The sequence below is a fragment of the Samsonia erythrinae genome (assembly GCF_004342665.1).
GTDB lineage: Bacteria > Pseudomonadota > Gammaproteobacteria > Enterobacterales > Enterobacteriaceae > Samsonia > Samsonia erythrinae.
In genome coordinates this window covers 222,396-240,448 of record NZ_SMBY01000005.1, presented here as the reverse complement: position 1 = coordinate 240,448, position 18,053 = coordinate 222,396, and the positions used below count along the sequence as shown (strand labels likewise).

Below are 18,053 nucleotides of genomic sequence, written 5' to 3'. Positions count from 1 at the left end.
CGAAAAAATGGAGTATGCCGATCCAGAACTGGCGGCTGGCGATGAGCCGTTTTATTATCGAGTTCGGTGACCGCCTGAGCGCTCACCTTTAATACGGTGGCAATTACACAGAATTACGGACAGGCTCCGCAGGTTTTTATTTGAGTATGTTTTTTATGCACTCAACAAACGGCTTCGTTTTGACCCGTTCATCTTCTGAAAGTGGCTTCTTAGTTTCATCGCTGATATTCAGCTCACTTTGAGCGGTTCTGTCTACTGTGATATCAACGGATAACGATACGTTATATTTTTTTCCATCTTCGGGTAACAATTTTGCACATTGTTCAATAGCGTTGGATTCGGCAAACGCCGAGCCGGATATAAACGGTAGGACCAATGTTGATGCTAAAATTACTTTTTTCATAGAATACCCCTTTCAATTTGTGGTTATTAGGGTTTGAATCTTTCAACATTATGAAGTTCAAGTCTGGATGGATGGCTAGAAAAAAACAGATAATTCTTAATCGTGCTAACTCGAAAAATAATATCCCTGCTTTTCTTCCGTGTTAATTTCTGCGCCATCACTCTACACTTTCTGCATTCCCGCCGTCAGCATGTGGCTTTCTTCACCTTGAGCAGGGGGGCTATCAGGGAGACATGATGCAGCCAACACCGTTATTCAAAAATCACTATTTCCATCAACTACCGGATTTCTATACCGCGCTACAGCCGACGCCGCTGCGTGGCGCTCGCCTGCTTTATCATAGCGAGGGATTGGCGGCAGAGCTTGGGTTGTCTTCCGATTGGTTTACGCCGGAACATGACGCCGTCTGGAGCGGCGCGCGTTTGCTGCCGGGCATGGAACCGTTGGCGCAGGTTTATAGCGGTCACCAGTTTGGCGTGTGGGCCGGCCAACTTGGCGACGGTCGTGGCATTCTGCTCGGAGAACAACAGCTGGCGGATGGGCGCAGCATGGACTGGCACCTGAAGGGGGCCGGGCTGACGCCTTATTCGCGCATGGGGGATGGGCGTGCGGTGCTGCGTTCGGTGATTCGTGAATTTCTCGCTTCGGAAGCGATGCACCATTTGGGGATTCCCACCACGCGCGCGTTGACGATTGTTACCAGCGAACACGCCGTACACCGTGAGCGAGAAGAGAAAGGCGCGATGCTGCTGCGCGTAGCAGAAAGCCATATTCGTTTCGGCCACTTCGAACACGTTTTTTATCGCCGTGAGCCGGATAAGGTACGGCAGTTGGCTGAGTATGTGATTGCCCGCCACTGGCCGCAGTGGCAAAACGATGCCGATCGCTATGAGCGGTGGTTCGGTGATGTGGTGGAGCGTACCGCTCGTTTGATTGCGCATTGGCAAGCGGTTGGTTTTTCACACGGCGTAATGAATACCGATAATATGTCGATTCTCGGGCTAACGATTGACTACGGCCCTTATGGTTTTCTGGATGACTATCAGCCGGGTTTTATCTGTAATCATTCCGATCATCGAGGACGCTATGCCTTTGACAATCAGCCAGCCGTCGGCCTGTGGAATCTACACCGGCTGGCTCAGGCCTTGTCGGGTCTGATAGACACAGAAACGCTGGAACGCGCGCTTGCACGCTATGAACCGGCGTTGATGCGGCAATATGGCATATTGATGCGTGCCAAGTTGGGCTTTTTTACGGCCAGTCACGACGACAATGACGTGCTGGTGGGGCTGTTGCGTTTGATGCAGCAGGAAGGCCGCGATTACACTCGAACATTTCGTCTGCTGGCGGCGAGCGAGAAGCAGGCATTACGCTCGCCGCTCCGTGATGAATTCATCGACCGAACGGCATTCGACAGCTGGTATGCGATCTATCGTCAGAGGCTGATGCAGGAAGAGCAGGGGGATGAGGAACGCCGCAGCCTGATGAATGCGACGAACCCGAAATATATTCTGCGTAATTATCTGGCGCAAATGGCGATTGAACGAGCGGAAAATGATGACGTCAGCGTATTAGCGCGTCTTCATCACGCCCTGTGTCGACCTTATGGTGAACAGCCTGACATGGACGATTTGGCCGCGTTGCCGCCGGAATGGGGTAAGCATCTGGACATTTCCTGTTCCAGCTGAGCGGGGAAGAGAAGGGCGGGCTATTGCCGCAGATAAACCTGAGGAATGGGGTAGTCAGGGTGGGAGCCGACGCTGAGTTCGGCTCGATACCAGCGGGTTAATGTTTCTGTCTGGAGGACTTGCGCGGGGGAACCTTCTGCGACCAGTTTCCCTTGGTGTAATAGCAGAATGCGGTCGGCGTAGAGTGCCGCCAGATTCAGATCGTGCAGGACGCAGCACACGGCTAAGGGCTGTTCACGCGTGAGCTGCTTGAGCAACCGTAAGAGGTGCTGTTGATGGTATAGATCCAGCGCTGACGTCGGCTCATCGAGAAATAGCCAACCCGGCGTAGGCTCTGGATGCCACAACTGCGCCAGTACGCGCGCCAGTTGCACACGTTGCTGTTCTCCGCCGGAAAGATGGCGATAGTCCCGCCCCGCCAGTTCAAGACAGCCCGTTTGCGCCATGACTTGTTCTATGACGTCATCATTTTTGCGGTTGCGCCCGTGAGGGGTACGGCCCATGGCGACAATATCCTGCACGCTAAATGCAAACGCTATATCGCTATGTTGGCGCATGACGGCGCGTGTTTTCGCCAACGCGCCGGGTTGCCAGTCTGAAAGGGGCCTTCCGGCCAACAGACATTCCCCCTCATCCGGGGTTAAATACCCGGTCAGTAAACGAAGCAGCGTGGATTTGCCAGCGCCGTTAGGGCCGATAATCGCGACGATTTCTCCACCGTGTAGTTCCAGAGAAACGTCATCCGTCAGAGAGTGACCATTGCGTTGCAGACGTAAATGACGTGCAATTAATCCCCGTTCAGGCGTTAAGTCAATCATGCACACGTCCTTTACGCTGAACGATCAGCCACAGGAAGTAGGGGCCGCCAATAATACTGCTTAATAGTCCAACGGGCATTTCCGCCGGCGCAAGCAGCGTGCGCGCCAGCGTATCGGCAAACAGCAGCAGACAGGCACCGCCAAGGATGGAGGCGGGGATGAGCCAGCGGTGATCGGCCCCCAGATGCAAACGCATCAGGTGCGGGATGATGAGCCCGATGAACCCGATTACGCCGCTGACCGCTACGGCGACGCCCACCAGCAGCGAGCTGAGTAGTAGCAGAATGTGCTGGGTGCGCTTCACGTTGACGCCAAGATAATGGGCTTCTTCATCCCCTAACTGCAACACGTTCAGACGACGTGCAGAGTACAAGGTGGCGATCATCGCGGGGATGACCAACGTACTGGCCACCACCAGCATCGGCCACTGCGCCTGCCCAAGACTCCCCATGCCCCATAGCGAGAACTGACGTAACTGTTGGTCGGTGCTGATGTAGGTCAACACGCCGATTAAGGCAATACACAACGCATTAAGCGCGATACCGGCCAGCAGCAGCCGTGTTAATCCCCCTTGTTCGGCGCGACTGAGGATAAAAATGATGACGGTAATCGCCAGGCTGCCGGCGAAGGCTGCGAACATTGGGCCGTAAAGCGCCAGCAGCGGGGGAAGGCCAAGCGGCAGCACGAGAGTCAGCGCTACACAGAGTGCTGCGCCACTGCTGATCCCCAACAGTCCGGGGTCCGCGAGCGGGTTGCGAAACAGCCCTTGCATTATTGCGCCGGAACAGGCCAGCGCGCCGCCGACGAGTATCGCGAGTAGTACGCGGGGAACGCGGATATTCAGCCAGATATGCCAGAGCGGATCGTCAAGCGGCGTGTGCCAGAGCGTTTGAAATGACAGTGTCAGCGCGCCCATATTGGCGGCGCACAGCATGAGCGCCACCATAAGTAACAGCAGCGCGATCAACCCATAACGCGGATGAAAACGAGAGGTCATTTTATCGCTTCGGCGGTCTGACGTAATGTCGCCATCAGCGCGGGCGTTGCCAGAGTGAAGCTGAGCATTGCCATATCGTCGACCACCAGCAGGCGATGGTTTTTGCCAGCGGGCGTCATTGCCAGCCCCGGTAATTGCCATACCTGCGCCTCGCCGCCCAGCGTTTTCAAGCCCTGACTGGAGATCAAAATCAGGTCAGGCGCGCTGGCGATCACGCCTTCCTGCGACAGCGGCTGGTAGCGTTCAACGTTTTGCATGGCGTTCTTCAACCCGGTATGGCGAATAATCGTGTCCGCCGGCGTGTTTTTTCCTGCGGCCATCGCGCTCATACCGCCGTGGCTGAGAATAAACAGCACATTAACCGGCAGCGGCGAGGTTTTCACGGAGGCCAACTGCTGCTGAAAGGTTTCCGCCAGTTTTTTACCCTCAGCCTCTTTTCCCAACGCCTGGGCGATGACGCCGATTTTCTGCGGCACGACGTCAAGAGCGTGTTGGGCAGGTACGTTAACCACCTTCGTGCCGCTGTCTTTCACCTGTTGCAGGATGAGCGAGGGTTGTGACAGATCGCTGGCGACCACCAAAGAGGGTTTCATGGCCAGAATCCCTTCCGCGTTGAGCTGACGCATGTAGCCCACGTCAGGCAGTTTTTTCACGGATTCCGGGTGCAGGCTGGTGCTGTCGCGTGCAACCAGATCGTTCTCTGCGCCCAGCGCGTAGATAATTTCCGTGACATCGCCGCCAATAGAAACAATACGCTCGGCCGCGGACGCGCCCAGCGGGAGCGTTAACATCAGTGGGAATAACCAGTTTTTCATGCGGCGAGATCCTTATACGGTTTCAAGGCGTCGACCTGATCGCGCCACAGACGTTGTTCGGGCATGCCTTCGGTACGCTGCCCGAAAAGTTGTGCGATTTGAGTGCCGTCCGCGGCATAGAGTTCAAGGCTGGTCACGATACCGTCCGCCGTCGGTTTACGTGTGACCCAGCTCTCGGCGATAGCGCCTTCGAGCAGATGCAGCGTGAAATTTTTATTGAAGATATTCATCCATTCCGCGTGCTGTTCCAGACGTTCCACTCGCTCAAGCACGCCGGTGAAGATTTGTACACAGCCGCGATTACCGACAAACACCATGATTTCGTTCTGATTGTCGCGTGCGCTAAACAGGATCTGCGACAGCGCATCATTCTCAACACGATAGGCCAGATCGTTCGCGACGGAGCGAAACGCCTGCTGACGCGTAAGATTATAGCGTCTTAGCAGGGTGAAAAACTGGTGTACATCCGTCATCGCCCGCCATTCCGCTTCAAGCTGGGGATTATGGGTAACGGCCTGTCTGGCCACTGCGCTATCGGCTGACGGCGGCAGAAGCCGCAGCGCCGGGTTTTCGCTGGTGGCAAATGTCTCAATGTATTGCTGCCAGGCGACCCTATTCGTGGTATCCGTAGCGTAAACCTTCAGAATGGCATCACCCTGATGATCGAAGAATTGAACGCTCTGCCGTTCCCCGTGCGGAGTGTTCTCTCGCAGCGCAAAGGCTGAAGCCCACTGAGAGAGGAACAGGCGCAGATCCAGCTCGCGCGGATTAAGAATCAGCCCTGCATGACCATCAAGGTGCTGGTTTTGATAGCAGCCCGTATGCTCATGCACGGCATATTCATTACGCGTAATCGACTTGGTGTTACCCACGGGCTCCAGTGCGTTCAGCCAGGCTTTGGCGTCGCCCTGAAGACGCCGCGCATCGTGTCCGACGCGGGCATGGCTGAGCTCAGCTTCGCTGATGCCAAGTTGCGTGGCCAGATCGCGAGCGTATTTACGCGGATGTTCAGCTTTGGCCTGCTGATATTGTTGATAAATGGTCGTCTGCATTTTGCTACCCCCAGTCGTTATCGTATTATCATCATGACGAATGATAATCATTTTCATGTAACAAGAGCTCAACCTCAAGTAAAATTTTTTAATACGTTGACATTGGAATAGAGGCGTTGCTGGCGGGGGAAAGATTTACGCGGGCGTGATATTTCGCAGCGCAACACCGGATGGATGTTGCGTCTGCGTGTTTCCGGTTAAAAACGGCTATCGATGGCTTCCGCCAGACGCGCCAGCAGGGTTTCGCTATCCTGCCAGCTCAGGCAGGGATCGGTGATGGATTGACCATACGTTAATGCCAGAGGGTTGTGGGCAGGCTGGTGACCTTCGATTAAGAAGCTTTCTGCCATGATGCCGGCAATCGCGCGCGATCCGGCGCGAATTTGCCGGCAAATATCATCGGCGACGTCAAGCTGACGCCGGTGTTGTTTCTGGCAATTGGCATGGCTGAAGTCGATCACCAGATACTCCGGCAATGAAAATTTCCGCAACTGCTCACAGGCGGCGGAGATATCTTCCGCGTAATAATTCGGCGTTTTTCCCCCGCGCATAATAATATGGCCAAACGGATTGCCCTGCGTTTTGTAAACCGACATGAATCCCTGTTTATCCGGCGAGAGGAACATGTGTTGGGCGCGGGCGGCGCGGATGGCATCGACGGCGATGCGCGTATTGCCGTCCGTTCCGTTTTTGAAACCGACAGGGCAGGATAGCGCGGAGGCCATTTCCCGGTGGATCTGGCTTTCGGTGGTTCTCGCGCCAATCGCCCCCCAGCTAATTAAGTCGGAGATATATTGGCCGGTGACCATATCGAGAAATTCCGTGGCGGTCGGCAGTCCAAGCTGGTTGACGTCCAGCAGCAGGCGGCGTGCAATCTCCAGCCCTTCATTTACCTGGAATGTTCCATTGAGCGCGGGATCGGAAATAAGTCCCTTCCAGCCTACCACCGTGCGCGGTTTTTCAAAGTAGGTGCGCATGACGATCTCCAGCCTGTCCTGATACCGCGTGCGTAGGGCAGCCAGACGGTGCGCATAATCTAACGCGCTATCGGTGTCATGGATCGAACAGGGGCCAATCACGACGAGCAGGCGAGGATCTTGTCCGGTAAGAATGGCTTCAATTTTTTTTCGTGACAGGGTCACATTTTCGGCAACGGCAGGGGTGATCGGGAGTCTGGCGAGTAACGTTTGAGGCGTGACCAGACCCGCGATGCGTGCGCTCCGCAGTTCATCTGTTGGTAACATGTTTTGTCTCTGAATACGGTCAAGTCGAAAATCTGTCATTGCTGAAAAACGTGGGCATGACAGCGTTTTTAGACGATATTTTCAACTAAATGGGTTGCTTCTCAGCGGCGAAAGCCGGGAAGTGATAGGCACACAATAAACGAAATCGCGCGCATTACAACCGCATCAGGACAAAAAAAACCATCATGTACTAGTACATTCTTCTGCTCATGCCGAGAATGTCGATGATTTTGGCGGAAATTTCTTCAACGGAATAATTGGTGGTATTAAGGTACTTAATCTGGTGTTTGCGAAACAGCGCCTCAACCTCACTGAGCTCCATACGGCACTGGCGCAGAGACGCATAGCGGCTATTGCCCCGGCGCTCTTCCCGAATCGCTGCCAGCCGTTCGGCATCAATGGTGAGACCGAACAGTTTGTGCTGGAAGGGTTTCAGCGCATCGGGCAGGCGTAAATTGTCCATATCATCGGCGATAAAAGGATAGTTGGCGGCGCGGATGCCGAACTGCATGGCCAGATACAGACTGGTCGGCGTTTTGCCACAGCGTGAAACGCCCAGAAGAATGACCTGCGCCTGATCGAGATTGCGCAGCGAAATGCCGTCGTCGTGCGCCAGCGTGTAGTCGATAGCGGCGATACGCGCATCGTATTTACTCAGGTTGTTGGCGGTTAAGCCGTGAGTGCGGTTGGCAACCGGCGTCGGAGGCGTGTTCAACTCTTTCTGTAAAGGGGCGACCAGAGCCTGAACGATATCCTGACAGAATCCTTCGCTGCGGGTAATGATGTCACGGACGGTTGGGGTGACGATGGAGTAAAATACCAGAGGTCGTAAGCCCGTTTGTTGGTATAACGTATTAATCTGTTCGCATACGGCCATGGCGCGCGCTTCGCTTTCAACGAAAGGCAACGTATAGCTCACCGTGCTCACCGGGAACTGCGACAGCACAGCATGACCCAGGACTTCTGCCGTAATCGCCGTCCCGTCTGAGACATAAAATACGCTTCTTTCCACACAACCCCCTTGTAATTTTTCTGACCGACTGGATACATTAACGTCGTCAAAATTGGTAGTTTGGTAACTATTTTATTGAAACGCCTTTTCAATATATTTTTGATAAAGAATGCTAATCTCCTACGATATTGGATTTTTACCGCGTTAAGCAATCATTCACAGTGAGATCGGTTTTTTTTCATAGGTTGAACGATTCACCTGTCCATGTTCATCAAAACGCTATGCTAGTCTGATTACGTTGAGGCGATCCTCAACCGAACTCTTTCATACCCTAATTGTATGCAGAAAGGATTATTTTCGATGTCCAATAACGGCCCTGATTTGCGTAATGTCCTTTGGTATAACCAGCTTGGTATGCACGACGTTGAAAGGGTGGGCGGCAAAAACGCCTCCCTGGGTGAAATGATCACCAACCTTTCAGAACTGGGCGTGGCAGTCCCCAACGGCTTTGCGACAACGGCACAGGCGTTTAATGATTTTCTTAATCAAAGCGGGATTAACCAGCGTATTTATGCGTTGCTTGATCGCACCGATATTGACGATCTGAATCAACTGGCGGATGCCGGCACGCAGATTCGCCAGTGGATTATTGATACGCCGTTCCAGCCGGAGCTGGAGAACGCGATCCGCGATGCCTATCAACAATTGTCTGAAGGTGAAGAAGGCGCTTCGTTTGCCGTACGTTCTTCCGCAACGGCGGAGGATATGCCGGATGCGTCCTTTGCCGGACAACAGGAAACGTTCCTGAACGTACAAGGTATTGACGCGGTAATGGTCGCCGTGAAGCACGTGTTTGCCTCGCTGTTTAACGATCGCGCTATCTCCTATCGCGTGCATCAGGGCTACGACCATCGCGGCGTAGCGCTGTCGGCGGGCGTGCAGCGTATGGTGCGTTCCGATCTGGCGTCGGCAGGCGTGATGTTTACCATTGATACCGAATCCGGCTTCGATCAGGTTGTGTTCATCACTTCCGCTTACGGGCTGGGTGAAATGGTGGTGCAGGGCGCGGTAAACCCGGATGAATTCTATGTCCACAAGCCGACCTTGCAGAACAACAGGCCGGCGATTGTGCGTCGTAACATGGGATCGAAAAAAATCCGGATGGTGTATGCCGCGAGTCAGGAACACGGCAAGCAGGTGCGAATTGAAGACGTACCGGCAGAACAAAGCGCCCGTTTCAGCCTAACGGATGATGAAGTGGAAGCGCTGGCCCGTCAGGCGCTGCTGATTGAGAAACACTATGGTCGCCCGATGGACATCGAGTGGGCGAAAGATGGCCACACCGGTAAGCTCTACATTGTGCAGGCTCGCCCGGAAACCGTGCGTTCCAACGGTCAGGTCATGGAGCGCTATCACCTGCCTGCCAGCGGTACCGTGCTGGTGGAAGGCCGTGCTATCGGCCACCGCATTGGCGCGGGTGAAGTAAAAATGATTCAGGACATCAGCGAGATGCACCTGATCAACGCGGGTGATGTGCTGGTGACCGACATGACCGACCCGGACTGGGAACCGATCATGAAAAAAGCGGCGGCGATCGTGACCAATCGCGGCGGACGCACCTGCCATGCGGCGATCATCGCCCGCGAGCTGGGGATCCCGGCGGTGGTGGGCTGTGGCGACGCGACGGATCGTCTGCGCAATGGGCAAAAAGTGACGGTGTCCTGCGCGGAAGGTGATACGGGCTATGTGTATCAGGATCTGCTGGATTTTTCCGTTAAGAGTTCGCAGATTGATGAAATGCCCGCGCTGCCGCTGAAAGTGATGATGAATGTGGGTAACCCGGATCGGGCGTTTGACTTCGCCTGCCTGCCAAACGACGGCGTGGGTCTGGCGCGTCTGGAATTTATCATCAACCGCATGATTGGCGTGCATCCCAGAGCGCTGCTGGAATTCGACCAGCAAACGCCGGAACTGCAACGTGAAATCAACGCGCTGATGCAGGGCTATGACGATCCGGTGGAATTTTACGTTGGCCGCCTGACGGAAGGGATTGCCACGCTGGCCGCGGCGTTCGCGCCGAAGCGCGTTATCGTTCGCCTGTCCGATTTTAAATCGAATGAGTATGCGAATCTGGTTGGCGGCGAGCGCTATGAGCCGGAAGAAGAAAACCCGATGCTGGGTTTCCGCGGCGCAGGCCGTTACGTTTCAGCGGATTTCAAGGCCTGTTTTGCGCTGGAATGTGAAGCGGTTAAACGCGTGCGTAACGTTATGGGGTTGAAGAACGTGGAGATCATGGTTCCCTTCGTTCGTACCGTAGCGCAAGCGGAGGCCGTCATCGCCGAACTGGCGAGCCAAGGGTTGCGCCGCGGTGAGGATGGCCTGAAGATAATCATGATGTGCGAGATTCCATCGAACGCGCTGTTGGCCGATGAATTCCTGCAACACTTTGATGGCTTCTCCATCGGATCCAACGATATGACGCAGCTGGCGCTGGGGCTGGATCGCGATTCCGGCGTGGTATCGTCGCTGTTTGATGAACGCAACGATGCGGTGAAAGCGCTGCTGTCGATGGCGATCAAAGCCGCCAAGAAGCAGGGGAAATACGTCGGTATTTGCGGTCAGGGTCCGTCCGACCACGAGGACTTTGCTATCTGGCTGATGGAGCAGGGGATTGATAGCCTGTCGCTCAACCCGGATACCGTGGTGCAGACCTGGCTGAATCTGGCGGAGCACAACTAGTCTGAGATGAATTTTTAGATACTGATGTATTTTTTATTCGCGTAATCATCGTGCTGAGGCGGACCGGGCTGCGGTCACGAACGCCGAAGGTATCGCGTCGCGATTTTCGCGAATAGCCTGGGGTCATGGGGCGGTGGTGGTTGAACCGCTCCATGTATCTCGTCCTTATCACGATGGGATTTTTATTCGTTTGGCCATTTCTTACTGTGCCGTAATCAGGAAGGATTTAAACTGCGGCGTCATTACAGCATCGAACCCCTCATCCGTTTTAGTGATGAGATACACCGCCAGCCCTTGTTGTTTCGCCAGCGCCAACGCTTTCTCCGTTCCCAACACCATTAAGCCGGTATCCCAGCCGTCGGCCTCCAACGCCGTTGGTGCAATAACGGTCGCAGAAACCAAGCGGTGCGTAATCGGTTTGCCGGTCGCGGGGTCGATAATATGGGAGTAGCGTTTGCCCCCGTCCTCAAAATAATTGCGATAGCTGCCGGATGTGCTGATGGCGTAGCCCTGCAAATTCACCGCCGCCTGCATTGCGTTCTCGCGATCGGTCGGTTTCTGGATCGCCACGCGCCACGGTATACCTTCTGCATTCACGCCTCGGCTGGAGATCGCCCCGCCGACAGAAACCAGATAATTCGCGATCCCTTTACGCAGCATCAACTGCGCGAGAAGATCTGCGCCGTAGCCTTCGCCAAGCGTGGAGAGATCGACGTACAAATCCGGAAGATCTTTTTGAATCCACTCGCCTTTCTCGTCACTAATCAGCTTCAGATGATGCAGCCCGACTTTTTGCCGCGCTGAATCGATCTGCTGTTGGCTGGGAAGCTGCACGGGCTGTTTCTGTGGGCCGAATCCCCACAGGTTGACCAGCGGGCCGACGGTGATATCCATCGCACCATGCGTGGCCCGGCCAATCCGCTGTGCGACCAGAATGATGTCCGCCATTCCGCGGGGGATTGGCTGCGGCGCCGTCCCCCGATACTGATTGAAGCGGGATAAAACGGACTGGTCGCGATAGGTGGAGATATCATTGTTGGCCTGCTCCAGCAGCGCGTCGATTTCCTGCTGTAGCTGTGTTCTGTCTTCAGCGATGTCGCCGCTGATTTTTACACTGTAAAACGTTCCCATCGTCTTGCCTTCAATGGTCAACAAAGGGCGCTGGGTTGGCGTTGTATTGTCGCAGGCTGTCAGCAAGCTGAATAAGCCCCAGAAGAGTAAGCGCTTTACGGTGGGGAACGGCATGCAAAACTCCTGAAATAATCTGAACCGATGGCGGGCAAACGGGAGAGTAGCAAAAAAGGAATGAACTGCAATGTCATCGAAGAGAAATCACGGGCAAAAAAAAACCCATCTCAGGGGATGGGTAAAGACTACACACAGCAATTCGTTACACATTCTGACGAGGAGGAATCCTCATTAACGAACAGTAGATTAAAACTAGCTCCGGTGCTTACCTTAGGGATTGCAGACTGTCGGGTCATTAAGAATCCTCTTAATCGTTAATTTATTTTAAGAATGTTCTTTTCTTAATTTTTCTATAGTCAATAAAATTAATGCGATTAAGAAACGATATCAGGTTTTTTAGGATTAATCCCTAAAAATAGAGGCAAAAACATTAGCTATTTTTACCTATTGAACCGTGAAGGGGAAATGGCGACGACATAACGCTAAATGCGCAGAGAAGGGGCAATCCATTGCCCACATATACAGAGGGATTGCCGCGATCACTTTTTGTCAGGCAGATTTGACGTATTCACCGAGATGATGCTCTGCGGTTCGGGGATTTCACGCATCCAGGCGAACAGCAGGCGGTAGGAAACGGCGAGAACGACCGGGCCGATAAACAATCCGATCATGCCAAAGGCCAGTAAACCGCCAATGACGCCAGAGAGTATCAGCAACATCGGAAGATCGGCGCCCATTTTAATGAGAACCGGGCGAATGACGTTGTCGATCGTTCCGACGACACAGCTCCAGATCAACAGGATAGTGCCCCAGCTCGTCTCGCCGCTCCAATACAGCCAGATAATGGCAGGGATAAGCACCGGGAGCGGCCCCAACTGCGCCAGACAAAACAGAAACATCAGAACGGTCAAGAGCGTGGTGTAGGGGATGCCGGATATCGCCAGGCCAATGCCGCCTAATACCGATTGTACGATGGCGGTGACGACCACGCCCAATGCGACGGCCCGAATTGACTGCGCCGCCAGAATCACGGCGGCATCGCCGCGCTCCTGTCCCAGCCGGATAGCAAAGTGCCGTACAGATTTCGCAACGGCCTCACCCTTGTAGTACAGCAGGGCGCTGAAGATAAGCATCAGCGAACAGTGCATCAGGAAGCGCCCGACATGCGCGGCCTGCGCCACCAACCAGGTGGCGGTTTTGCCGAAATAGGGTTGCACTTTGGTAAACAGACCGCTGCCGCCGCTTTGCAGGAGCATCTGCCAGCTGTTGAACAGCTTGTCCCCGACGAGGGGAATTGAGGTTAGCCACTCCAGCGTCGGCGGGGTGAAGTTTTCCTGTCTGGCTCCCCAGTTCATTAATGCTGAACTGTTATCCACTACGCTACTGACGAGAATCGCGATCGGGACAACAAATAACAGGATAAGCAGCAATGTCATAGCGACGACGGCGAGAGAACGGCGTCCCCAGAGTAGTGCCTGGATTTTGATCAGCAGCGGCCAGGTGGCAATCACCACCATACACGCCCAGGAGAACCCCAGTATAAAAGGCTGTATCACCCAAAAACAGGCGATGATCATGATGGTGATAAACGCCAGACTGAACAGGACCCTGGCCAGATCGAATTGGGGGGGCTGAGAATTTTTGCTCAATACATTGTTCCTCAATAGCAAAATAGATGCCTGAAGACGAGGCAACATGGGTAAAACATAATGGATACTGCTAAATCATCATGAGATATTTCCGGGGATTTTGACAGCCTGTTGAACATTTTGTTGGCGAAACGGCCAATAGCCAACACGCTGTATGTTTTTGCCGATCCGGGAGCGCACACGATGGAGAAATGTGATAAAACGTGATGTCGTCCGCTAACCGGGCGGCGGTAATCGCTGGCGCCTTGCCGGCTTTTTCTCGACATATTGGCAAATCCATCTTGTACGGACAGGGTCAAAAATAATGATCCCACAGATCACGCAGTCTCCCGGCCTGGCTCAGCCGGTGCTTAATTTTCTGGAAGCATTGAAGCAACTCGGATTCACGGGCGATACGGCGACCGATTATGCCGATCGTCTGACCATGGCGACGGATAACAGTATTTATCAACTCTTGCCCGACGCGGTTGTCTTTCCCCGCTCAACCGCCGATGTGGCGATATTGTCGCGACTGGCGGGTGAGGCGCGTTTTTCCGGATTAACTTTTACTCCTCGCGGCGGGGGAACCGGCACCAACGGTCAGGCGTTGAATCGCGGTATCGTGGTGGATATGTCGCGCTACATGAACCGTATTCTGGAGATTAATCCTGAACAGGGCTGGGTGCGGGTTGAAGCTGGCGTCATTAAAGATCAGTTGAACCAGTACCTTAAACCTTATGGCTATTTCTTCGCGCCTGAACTGTCGACCAGCAACCGGGCGACGCTGGGCGGCATGATCAATACCGATGCATCAGGACAAGGTTCGCTGGTGTACGGCAAAACGTCAGACCATGTGCTGGGGTTGCGTGCGGTACTGCTGGGCGGTGAGATGCTGGATACTCAGGCGATGCCGGTCGAACTGGCCGAGCAGTTGGCGCAGGAGAACTCGGCGGCAGGCCGCATTTACCATACGGTGCTGCACCGCTGCCGCGAACAGCGCGAGTTGATTTTCAATAAGTTCCCGAAGCTGAATCGTTTTCTGACGGGGTATGATCTGCGCCATGTGTTCAGCGACGATCTCCGTACCTTTGATCTGACGCGTATTCTGACCGGCGCCGAGGGCACGCTGGCGTTTATTACCGAAGCGAAGCTCGATATCACGCCGCTGCCAAAGGTTCGCCGTCTGGTGAATATCAAATATGACTCTTTCAATTCAGCGCTGCGCAACGCGCCGTTCATGGTGGAAGCCAAGGCGTTGTCTGTTGAAACCGTGGATTCCAAAGTACTCAATCTGGCACGCGAAGATATCGTCTGGCATTCCGTCAGTGAACTGATTACCGATGTGCCCAATCAGGATATGCTGGGGCTGAATATCGTCGAATTCGCGGGCGATGATGAAACGCTGATCGGCGGGCAGGTTGACGCATTATGTCAGCGGCTGGATGCGCTGTTAGCCAGCGGAGAGGGCGGCGTGATTGGCTATCAGACCTGTAACGATCTGGCCGGCATCGAACGTATTTACGCCATGCGGAAAAAAGCCGTAGGCCTGCTGGGGAACAGCAAAGGGCAGGCGAAGCCGATTCCGTTTGCAGAAGATACCTGCGTGCCGCCGCAGCATCTGGCGGATTACATTGAAGAATTCCGCGCGCTGCTGGACAGCCACAACCTGACATACGGCATGTTTGGTCATGTGGACGCCGGGGTGCTGCACGTTCGTCCGGCGCTGGACATGTGCGACCCGCAGCAGGAAATGCTGATGAAACAGCTTTCCGACCAGATTGTAACGCTGACGGCCAAATATGGCGGCCTGCTGTGGGGCGAGCACGGTAAAGGCTTCCGCGCCGAGTACAGCCCCGAGTTCTTTGGGCCAGAACTGTATGCCGAGCTGCGTCGCATCAAGGCGGCGTTCGATCCCGATAACCGCCTGAACCCCGGGAAGATTTGTGCGCCGTTGGACGTGGAGGCGCCGATGATGAAAGTCGATGCGGTCAAACGCGGCACATTCGACCGTACGATCCCGCTGACGGTGCGCACGGCGTTTCGTGGTGCGATGGAATGTAACGGCAACGGGCTGTGTTTTAACTTCGATGCCCGTAGCCCAATGTGTCCGTCGATGAAAATCAGCGGCAACCGAATTCATTCGCCGAAAGGTCGGGCGACGCTGGTGCGGGAATGGTTACGCCTGCTGGCGGAGCAGGGCGTCGATCCAGTGGCGTTGGAGAAAACGTTGCCGCAGCAGAAGTTGAGTCTGCGCGCCTTTATCCAGAAAGTCCGCAACACCTGGCAGGCTAAACAGGGGGATTACGATTTCTCGCACGAAGTGAAAGACGCGATGTCCGGCTGTCTGGCATGTAAGGCTTGTTCAACGCAGTGCCCTATCAAGATTGACGTGCCCGGTTTCCGTTCCCGCTTCTTGCAACTGTATCACACGCGCTACCTGCGTCCGGTTCGTGACTATCTGGTCGCCGGGGTCGAAAGCTATGCGCCACTGATGGCACGCAGCCCGAAAACGTTTAACTTCTTTCTGAAAATGCCGTGGCTGAATAACCTGAGCCGCAGCCAGATTGGGATGGTCGACTTGCCCTTGTTGTCATCGCCTTCGTTGCGTCAGCAGTTTGCCGGGCATCGCGGCGTCAACACCACGCTCGAACAGTTGGAACAGTTGCCGGCATCGGCGCGACAGCAGTATGTGTTAATTGTGCAGGACCCGTTCACCAGCTATTACGATGCGCAGGTGGTGGCGGATTTTGTTCATCTGGTTGAAAAACTGGATCTGAAACCCGTGCTGTTACCGTTCTCGCCAAACGGAAAGGCGCAACATATTAAAGGTTTTCTACAGCGCTTTGCCAAAACGGCGGCGAAAACGGCGGATTTCCTCAATCGCGTTGCCAGATTAGGCATGCCGATGGTGGGAGTCGATCCGGCGCTGGTGCTGTGCTATCGCGATGAATACCGTGAGATTCTGGGTGAGAAACGGGGCGATTTTCAGGTGCAACTGGTGCACGAATGGTTGGTGACGGCGCTGGCAGACAGCGCGCCTCAGCCAGCCACCGGCGAGGCCTGGTATCTGCTGGGGCACTGTACGGAAACCACGGCGCTGCCAGCCAGCACGAAACAGTGGGCGGATATTTTCTCACGTTTTGGCGCGCAGTTGGAGAACATCAATGTGGGGTGCTGCGGTATGGCGGGAACCTACGGTCACGAAACTAAAAACCTCGTCAATTCGCAGGGAATTTATGCGCTCTCCTGGCAGCAGGTGTTGCAGAAGTTGCCGCAGAAACGCTGTCTGACCACGGGGTATTCGTGCCGCAGTCAGGTTAAGCGTATGGAAGGCCGCGCGTTGCGTCACCCGCTACAGGCGCTGCTGGAGATTATCTGATGTGTTGGAAACGACAGGTGACGCTTGAGCAACTCAATCAGCAGAGTCAAACCTGTATGGTCGGCCATGTCGGCATTCGCTACACCGTTATCGCGGACGATTATCTGGAAGCGGTGATGCCGGTGGATTCACGCACGCGTCAGCCATTTGGCTTACTGCACGGCGGCGCGTCCGTCGTGCTGGCGGAATCGCTGGGCTCCGTCGCGGGGTATCTGTGCTCTGAAGGGGAGCAGCAGGTGATAGGGCTGGAAATCAACGCCAATCACTTGAGAGCGGTACGCGATGGCGAGGTGCGCGGCGTCTGCCGGGCGCTGCATGTTGGCCGCCGCAGCCAGGTGTGGCAGATTGAGATTTTTGATCATCAGAATCGTTTGTGCTGCGTTTCACGTCTGACGACGGCGGTGATTACGCCGTAAGCGTAATGCACCCGCCTCTTGATCGGTTTGCCTCTTCAGGGAAGAAAAGGCACTCGCTTGACAAAGTCGCTCTGGAAGGCGGTGGCTTTCTCCCATGCGCCTTGCATACTTAACTGATAGCAGATCGACTTCAACGTATTGCGGGCGAAGTAGTAGCTTTGCACCCGAAAAAGGTGACAGCGCCCTTCATTATTGATCTCTTTAATCAACCGATTGTGCAACTTGACCAGCGCATGCAGATAGCTGTCGTCATCGCCGTTTTTCAGGCAAAGTTCAACCATGGTCATACAGGCTTGATGATAGCGGCGTAAATGATCAAGATGACTTCCCGGGCGGTTCAGACGGGCTTCAGCCATGTAGAAATCCACGGTGGCATCACGAATCTGGAACTTATACTCGTCAATCTGGTGTTGCAGCCAGGCATTCACGGAAAGCATGTTGTCGATCTCGAAATTCAAATGATAATCATTATCATATTTATTAAAAAGACCGTGATCAATGGGCAAAGTGAGTTTTAGCGACAAAAAATACGCAACAAAAGCATATAAATCTTCATATACCTTCCCTGTTTTATAAATAGGCATCCCCAATGGATGTTATAATAATGATAATAAAATGATAAATTATGCTGACTGACGTAGCCAAAGGCGATGAGTTAAACCCCTTGTTTATCAATTGAATACATGTTTTCTTCGCTCCGATCTTTTGGGGCGAAAGAACAAAACACAGGGGCC

At 54.2% G+C, this 18,053-nt stretch carries 14 protein-coding genes and 1 other RNA gene; 4 read left to right on the top strand and 11 right to left on the bottom strand.

The window, feature by feature from the left end:
* Nucleotides 1-136: 136 nt before the first annotated feature.
* A complete protein-coding gene (locus EDC54_RS10785) occupies nt 137-403 on the bottom strand; it encodes a hypothetical protein (protein WP_132456015.1) in 267 nt (88 codons plus the stop codon).
* A gap of 236 nt (nt 404-639) precedes the next feature.
* Between EDC54_RS10785 and EDC54_RS10780 the strand changes: the two genes are divergently transcribed.
* A complete protein-coding gene (locus tag EDC54_RS10780; RefSeq protein ID WP_132456023.1) occupies nt 640-2,091 on the top strand; it encodes a protein adenylyltransferase SelO in 1,452 nt (483 codons plus the stop codon).
* Between the two features lie 20 nt (nt 2,092-2,111).
* Here the strand turns inward: EDC54_RS10780 and EDC54_RS10775 are convergent, their stop codons facing one another.
* The 6 genes from EDC54_RS10775 to ppsR all read right to left on the bottom strand — a co-directional run bounded on the left by EDC54_RS10775 (nt 2,112) and on the right by ppsR (nt 8,029).
* Nucleotides 2,112-2,909, bottom strand: coding sequence for a heme ABC transporter ATP-binding protein (locus EDC54_RS10775; RefSeq protein WP_132456013.1), 798 nt, complete (start codon nt 2,907-2,909; stop codon nt 2,112-2,114).
* Entirely contained in the window at nt 2,902-3,906 is a 1,005-nt protein-coding gene (locus tag EDC54_RS10770) for a FecCD family ABC transporter permease (RefSeq protein WP_132456011.1), read from the bottom strand. Before EDC54_RS10770 ends, EDC54_RS10775 begins: the two co-directional genes overlap by 8 nt.
* Nucleotides 3,903-4,721: a heme/hemin ABC transporter substrate-binding protein gene (locus tag EDC54_RS10765; RefSeq protein WP_132456009.1), complete on the bottom strand. Its 819-nt coding sequence runs from the start codon at nt 4,719-4,721 to the stop codon at nt 3,903-3,905. The genes EDC54_RS10770 and EDC54_RS10765 overlap by 4 nt, the downstream gene beginning before the upstream one ends.
* Nucleotides 4,718-5,773: a hemin-degrading factor gene (locus EDC54_RS10760; RefSeq protein WP_132456007.1), complete on the bottom strand. Its 1,056-nt coding sequence runs from the start codon at nt 5,771-5,773 to the stop codon at nt 4,718-4,720. Before EDC54_RS10760 ends, EDC54_RS10765 begins: the two co-directional genes overlap by 4 nt.
* A gap of 197 nt (nt 5,774-5,970) precedes the next feature.
* Nucleotides 5,971-7,017, bottom strand: a complete 1,047-nt coding sequence (locus EDC54_RS10755; protein ID WP_132456005.1) for a 3-deoxy-7-phosphoheptulonate synthase — start codon at nt 7,015-7,017, stop codon at nt 5,971-5,973.
* Between the two features lie 190 nt (nt 7,018-7,207).
* Complete coding sequence (gene ppsR / locus EDC54_RS10750; protein ID WP_132456003.1) at nt 7,208-8,029, bottom strand: posphoenolpyruvate synthetase regulatory kinase/phosphorylase PpsR; 822 nt, start codon at nt 8,027-8,029, stop codon at nt 7,208-7,210.
* Between the two features lie 300 nt (nt 8,030-8,329).
* Between ppsR and ppsA the strand changes: the two genes are divergently transcribed.
* Nucleotides 8,330-10,708 (top strand): phosphoenolpyruvate synthase, encoded by a 2,379-nt coding sequence (gene ppsA / locus EDC54_RS10745; RefSeq protein WP_132456001.1) that lies wholly within the window; start codon nt 8,330-8,332, stop codon nt 10,706-10,708.
* Nucleotides 10,709-10,909: 201 nt separating this feature from the next.
* On the opposite strand, the gene apbE is transcribed toward ppsA, so the two are convergent.
* The 3 genes from apbE to ydiK all read right to left on the bottom strand — a co-directional run bounded on the left by apbE (nt 10,910) and on the right by ydiK (nt 13,545).
* Complete coding sequence (gene apbE, locus EDC54_RS10740; protein WP_132455999.1) at nt 10,910-11,953, bottom strand: FAD:protein FMN transferase ApbE; 1,044 nt, start codon at nt 11,951-11,953, stop codon at nt 10,910-10,912.
* 93 nt (nt 11,954-12,046) lie between these two features.
* Nucleotides 12,047-12,158, bottom strand: an RNA gene (gene rprA, locus EDC54_RS10735) — antisense sRNA RprA.
* Between the two features lie 277 nt (nt 12,159-12,435).
* Nucleotides 12,436-13,545: an AI-2E family transporter YdiK gene (gene ydiK, locus EDC54_RS10730; RefSeq protein WP_132455997.1), complete on the bottom strand. Its 1,110-nt coding sequence runs from the start codon at nt 13,543-13,545 to the stop codon at nt 12,436-12,438.
* Between the two features lie 304 nt (nt 13,546-13,849).
* Between ydiK and ydiJ the strand changes: the two genes are divergently transcribed.
* Both ydiJ and menI read left to right on the top strand, forming a co-directional pair.
* Nucleotides 13,850-16,903, top strand: a complete 3,054-nt coding sequence (gene ydiJ / locus EDC54_RS10725; protein ID WP_132455995.1) for a D-2-hydroxyglutarate dehydrogenase YdiJ — start codon at nt 13,850-13,852, stop codon at nt 16,901-16,903.
* Nucleotides 16,903-17,319 (top strand): 1,4-dihydroxy-2-naphthoyl-CoA hydrolase, encoded by a 417-nt coding sequence (menI, locus tag EDC54_RS10720; RefSeq protein ID WP_132455993.1) that lies wholly within the window; start codon nt 16,903-16,905, stop codon nt 17,317-17,319. The genes ydiJ and menI overlap by 1 nt, the downstream gene beginning before the upstream one ends.
* Before the next feature lie 35 nt (nt 17,320-17,354).
* Here the strand turns inward: menI and EDC54_RS10715 are convergent, their stop codons facing one another.
* Nucleotides 17,355-17,756, bottom strand: a complete 402-nt coding sequence (locus EDC54_RS10715; protein WP_132456022.1) for a hypothetical protein — start codon at nt 17,754-17,756, stop codon at nt 17,355-17,357.
* Between the last annotated feature and the right edge of the window lie 297 nt (nt 17,757-18,053).